Source organism: Candidatus Methylomirabilota bacterium (assembly GCA_035260325.1).
Taxonomy (GTDB): Bacteria; Methylomirabilota; Methylomirabilia; order Rokubacteriales; family CSP1-6; genus AR19.
The window spans coordinates 1-4,330 of sequence record DATFVL010000213.1 but is presented as its reverse complement, the minus strand read 5'-3'; the positions used below and the strand labels follow the sequence as shown (position 1 = coordinate 4,330).

The window sequence follows — 4,330 nt, the reverse complement described above, 5'->3', positions numbered from 1 at the left end:
GCCCGCCGAGCCGAGCCTCGCGGCGACGCGGGTGCCGCAGGGCTCGGAGACGATCCTGCTCGTCGAGGACGAGGACGGGCTGCGGGAGCTCGCGCGCGAGATCCTGACCGCCGGCGGCTACAAGGTGCTCGTGGCGGCCGGGCCCGGCGATGCCCTCGGCGTCGCCCGGCGGCACGGCGGGCCGATCCACCTGCTCCTCACCGACGTGGTGATGCCGCAGATGAGCGGGCGCGAGCTCGTCGAGCGCCTGGCCCCAGAGCAGCCCGAGATGAAAGTGCTCTACATGTCGGGGTACGCGGCGGACGCGATCGTGCACCGCGGCGTGCTCGATCCGGGCACCGTGCTGCTCCAGAAGCCGTTCTCGCCCGACGCCCTCACGCGCAAGGTGCGCGAGGTTCTGAGCGCGCCTCAGATCCCGAGGTAGGCCCGCCGGACGAGCGCGCGGCTACGCGGCGTCGCGCCCCGGGGACAGGAGCATCACCGCCACCTCGGCCTCGCGGCGCACGCGCTCCGGAACGCGGCGGGACAGGGCCGCCCGGTCGCCCTCGAGCCGGTCGCTCTCCTGGTCGGCGTACCCGATCACGCGGCCGTACGTGTCCTGCCGGAACCGGGGCAGCGGCGCCACGTGGAGCAGGCGCACCGTCGCGTCGCTCGCGCGGGCCAGGTCGGCGAAGAGCGGGAGCACGACCTCCGCGCGCTCCCGTCGGTCGAGTGGGACGAGAATCCGCTTCGCCATGATCCACCTCCGCCCGGTAAGACACCGCGCGGGGGTGTCCGTGAAACGGGGCTGGCAGGGCGAGCCGCAGGACGTCGCGGGGCCGCAGTGCGAGCCGCAGCCGCCAGGCGAGGCGAGTCTGTGATCGAAGCCCCCGCCGTCCGAGGCGAGCGAAATCTAGCGGAGCAGCCGGAGCTGGGAGAGGAGGCTCCCGAAGACCGCGGCGACCAGGCCCCTGAGGTCCAGGTCACCCGAGACCGGCACCCCGTGGAGCACCAAGTAGATCACCACGCCGAGCTTCACCAGGTTGCCCACGCCCTCCCCTTTCGGCCCTTCACCTGTAGGACGGGGCATGGCGCGAAACGCTTACACGCGGCGGCCGAACGACGCCTCCCACGAGGGGAGAGGCTCAGAAGCGCGGCTTCAGCTCGATCTTGTAGCCGTCGGGATCGTGCAGGTAGAGCGAGGGGCCGTCGCCGTACGCGCCGAAGCGCCGGACGACGCCACCCTCGAGCGCGGCGCCTTTCGCCTCGAGCTCGCGCGCCACGCCCGGGAGGTCGTCCGTGCGGATCGAGAGGCAGAAGTGGTCGAGGCCGCCGCGCGGCTCGCCCTCGGCGGCCGGGACGAGGTCGATCAGGTGCTCACCGAACCGGAGCTGGACGAGCGAAAACTTCTCGTTCACGCGCCCGAGCTTGCAGCCGAGGACGTCCTCGTAGAAGCGCCGCGAGCGCGCCTGGTCGCGCACGCGCAGCACGACGTGGTCGAGGCCGAGCGGCTCGAACGTCATGGCCTTATCTGTACCGCGTGACGGCCGCGTCGTCCAGCCCGCCGTCCGCGCGCGTCCACGCGTGGGGCCCCGGCGCGCGGCGCGCCCCCACATATGACTCCGGCGCGCGGGGCGCCACTATTCCTGCGGGGTTCGGCGGCGGCGCTCCGTACAGTCGTCAGCATGCGCCGTCCCCTCGCGCTCCTCCTCGTCGCGGTCCTCGCCATGAGCGCCTGCGCCTCGCATCCGGACGGCGCCTACTTCCCGGCGCCGAACGGGCCCGACACGGGCGTGGTCTCCCACACGCTCTACCGCGCCGCGGTCGCGGCCGGCGACGACCCCGAGCGCTACTCCTTCGCGCTCGTCAGGACCCGCGAGGTCCGGGCCTACGCCGCCGAGGACGCGACCTTCTACGTCTCGGAGGGGCTCGCGCACCAGCCCCAGCGCGTGCTCGACGCCCTCGTGGCGCAGACGGTCGCCCACGAGGTCCTGGGCCACGGGGGCAAGCGCAAGACGCTCGCGCTGTCGCTGACGGCGGGCTTCACGGTGCTCGGCATCGCCATGCCGGGCGTGGGCCTCCTCGACCTCCTCGTGAACCCGATCGTCGTCCGCGCCTTCACTCGCGAGCAGGAGCGGGACGCCGACCAGAAGGCGATCGAGATCCTCCGCGCGATGGGCGACGAGACGCCGCGCCGGACGCTCGCCGCGGCGCTCTGCGCCGCCGGCGCCGTCAACGGCCCCGTCGCCGGCGGCCTGCTCGCGACCGAGCCCGAGCTCGAGGAGCGGCTGGCGTCGCTCGAGCCGCTCGAGCCGGCGGCCGCGGTCGTCGCGCGCCCGCCCGCCGCCGCGCGCTAGCGTCGTCCCGTCAGCAGCAGCCGCCGGCGATCTTCGTCCGCTGGACGAGCTCGAGGCGCGTGTCGTCGGGCCCCTGCAGGAACGCGATCCGCGGGCCGTTCGGCACCTGGGTCGGGCCCTCGAGCAGCCTGGCGCCGAGGCCCTCGAGCCGCCGGATGTCCGCCTCGATGTCCTCGGAGTCGAAGCCGAAGTGCTCCAGGCCCCAGTGCGCGCGCGCCTCGCCCGGCAGGAGCCGCTCGGCGGTGCGCGCCCCCGAGATGTTGACCGCCAGCCCGCCGTCCTCGCTCATGCAGCGGACGAAGCGGTCGCCGAAGACGCGGACCTCGTCGTTGACGATCTTGAACGCGAAGGCCGTCACGTACCACTCGGCCGTCTTCCGCGGATCGGGCGCCTTGAGATGGATGTGGTTGATGCGGTAGGGCATCGGTTCCTCCGGTGCGGTCAGTGAGAAGGGTTGTCCGCGACGACCAGGATGTGGGGCGACAGGCCGAGGAGCGTGGGCTCGCGCTCGATCGCGCGCGCGGCCCACAGCAGGCGCTCACGCTCGGCCGGGTCCCGCCAGCGCGCGTCGAGATCGGCCAGGAGCCAGCCCGGCCCCTCGACGCCGACGAGCTCGCGCGGGGCGAAGCCCGCGTCCCTCACCTCGGCCTCGAGCTCGTGCGGCAGGTGGAAGTAGGAGGTCGTGAAGTAGTCCTCGTCGGTCGGGTTCGCGTGGCGGCCGTCGCGCAGGTCGCGCTCGACGATCGTCACGAACGCCGGGTCGCGGAGGAGCCCTTCGGCCACGCCCGAGAGGAGCGAGGCGAAGCGCGAGATGCCGGCGGCGAAGACGAGCCCGCCGCGCTTGAGGACGCGCCGCGCCTCGGCGAGCGCCGCGAGCCGGTCAAGGCGCTCGGTCAGGTGGTAGAGCGGCCCGAGGAGGAGCAACGCGTCGGCGCCCGCGTCCGGCGCCTCGAGCCGGCGCGCGTCGCCGACGGCGGCGCTCGCCAGCGGGCGGCCGGGCTGGCGCGCCGACGCCTCGAGCGCCTGCCGCACGTGCTGGGGCAGCGCGTCCACGAGGTGCACCTCGTGGCCCTGCGCCGCGAGCCAGCACGCGTACACGCCCGTGCCGCCGCCGACGTCCCAGACGACGGCGCGCCCGCGCGGCAGGTGGCGCAGGATCAGCTCCTGCGTGCGGGCGAGCTCGAGCCGGCCGTGCCCCTCGACGAGGCGCCGGACCTCGCCGCCCCGCGCGTAATACGCGGCGACGTCGGGCGCGAGCCGTGTCTCCTCCACCGGATCCTCACCGCCCGCCGTAGATCCGGCGGTACTCGTCCCAGGAGAGGACGACCTTCTTCACGTAGAAGCGCGTCTCTTCGTAGGGGATCTGCTCGATGAACGCCTCGACGTCGTCGGTGCGCCGGACGGTCCACCACCGGCGGGCGCGCTGGGGCCCCGCGTTGTAGGCGGCGAGCGCCAGGCGCGTGTCGCCGAAGTCGCGCACGAGCGCCGCCAGGAAGCGCGCGCCGATTTTCAGGTTGTGGGCCGGGTCGTCGAGATCCCGTTGCGGCGCGAGCAGCGCCGCCGTGCCGGTCATGAGCTGCATGAGGCCGCGCGCGCCCGAGCGCGAGACCGCGCGCGGGTAGTAGCTCGACTCCTCGCGCACGACGGCCGCGACGAGGTAGGGGTCGAGCCCGGCCGCGACGGCCGCCTCGGTCAGCTCGGCGCGCCAGGCGAACGGATAGAAGATCTCCCAGAAGGCGCTCGGCAGCCCGGGATCGCCGGAGGCCGCGAGCGGCGCCAGATAGCGCCGGAAGATCCGAAGCGCCAGGTGATACCGCTCCGCCTGCGCGAACACGCTCGAGACGCCGTAGAGCCGCGCCGGGTCGCCCGCGGCGAGCGGGGTCAGCTCCTCCAGCTCCTGGACGGCGTCCTCGACGAGCCCGACGCGCCGCAGGAGTTCGACGCGCGCGAAGGCGGGGTCGCCCGCGAGCGCCTCGGCCGGCTCGGCGGGCAGC

The 4,330-nt window shown here is 74.2% G+C and carries 8 protein-coding genes; 2 read left to right on the top strand and 6 right to left on the bottom strand.

Features of this window, described 5'->3' with window-relative positions; translation table 11 throughout:
• On the top strand, positions 1–424 hold a 424-nt coding region (locus VKG64_13705), incomplete at its 5' end, for a response regulator (GenBank protein HKB26095.1).
• A gap of 21 nt (positions 425–445) precedes the next feature.
• Here VKG64_13705 and VKG64_13700 read toward each other — a convergent pair.
• The 3 genes from VKG64_13700 to VKG64_13690 form a co-directional block, all read right to left on the bottom strand.
• Complete coding sequence (locus tag VKG64_13700) at positions 446–736, bottom strand: universal stress protein (GenBank protein HKB26094.1); 291 nt, start codon at positions 734–736, stop codon at positions 446–448.
• Positions 737–892: 156 nt separating this feature from the next.
• Positions 893–1,030 (bottom strand): hypothetical protein, encoded by a 138-nt coding sequence (locus VKG64_13695; protein HKB26093.1) that lies wholly within the window; start codon positions 1,028–1,030, stop codon positions 893–895.
• Positions 1,031–1,124: 94 nt separating this feature from the next.
• Complete coding sequence (locus VKG64_13690) at positions 1,125–1,502, bottom strand: VOC family protein (protein ID HKB26092.1); 378 nt, start codon at positions 1,500–1,502, stop codon at positions 1,125–1,127.
• Positions 1,503–1,664: 162 nt separating this feature from the next.
• On the opposite strand from VKG64_13690, the gene VKG64_13685 reads away from it, so the two are divergent.
• The gene (locus VKG64_13685; protein ID HKB26091.1) at positions 1,665–2,336 is read left to right on the top strand and encodes a M48 family metalloprotease; all 672 of its coding nucleotides are present in this window, start codon (positions 1,665–1,667) and stop codon (positions 2,334–2,336) included.
• 10 nt (positions 2,337–2,346) lie between these two features.
• Here the strand turns inward: VKG64_13685 and VKG64_13680 are convergent, their stop codons facing one another.
• From VKG64_13680 to VKG64_13670, 3 genes are all read right to left on the bottom strand, one after another.
• Complete coding sequence (locus VKG64_13680) at positions 2,347–2,760, bottom strand: VOC family protein (GenBank protein HKB26090.1); 414 nt, start codon at positions 2,758–2,760, stop codon at positions 2,347–2,349.
• A 17-nt stretch (positions 2,761–2,777) separates the two neighbouring features.
• Complete coding sequence (locus VKG64_13675; protein HKB26089.1) at positions 2,778–3,608, bottom strand: methyltransferase domain-containing protein; 831 nt, start codon at positions 3,606–3,608, stop codon at positions 2,778–2,780.
• 7 nt (positions 3,609–3,615) lie between these two features.
• On the bottom strand, positions 3,616–4,330 hold a 715-nt coding region (locus tag VKG64_13670; protein ID HKB26088.1), incomplete at its 5' end, for a lytic transglycosylase domain-containing protein.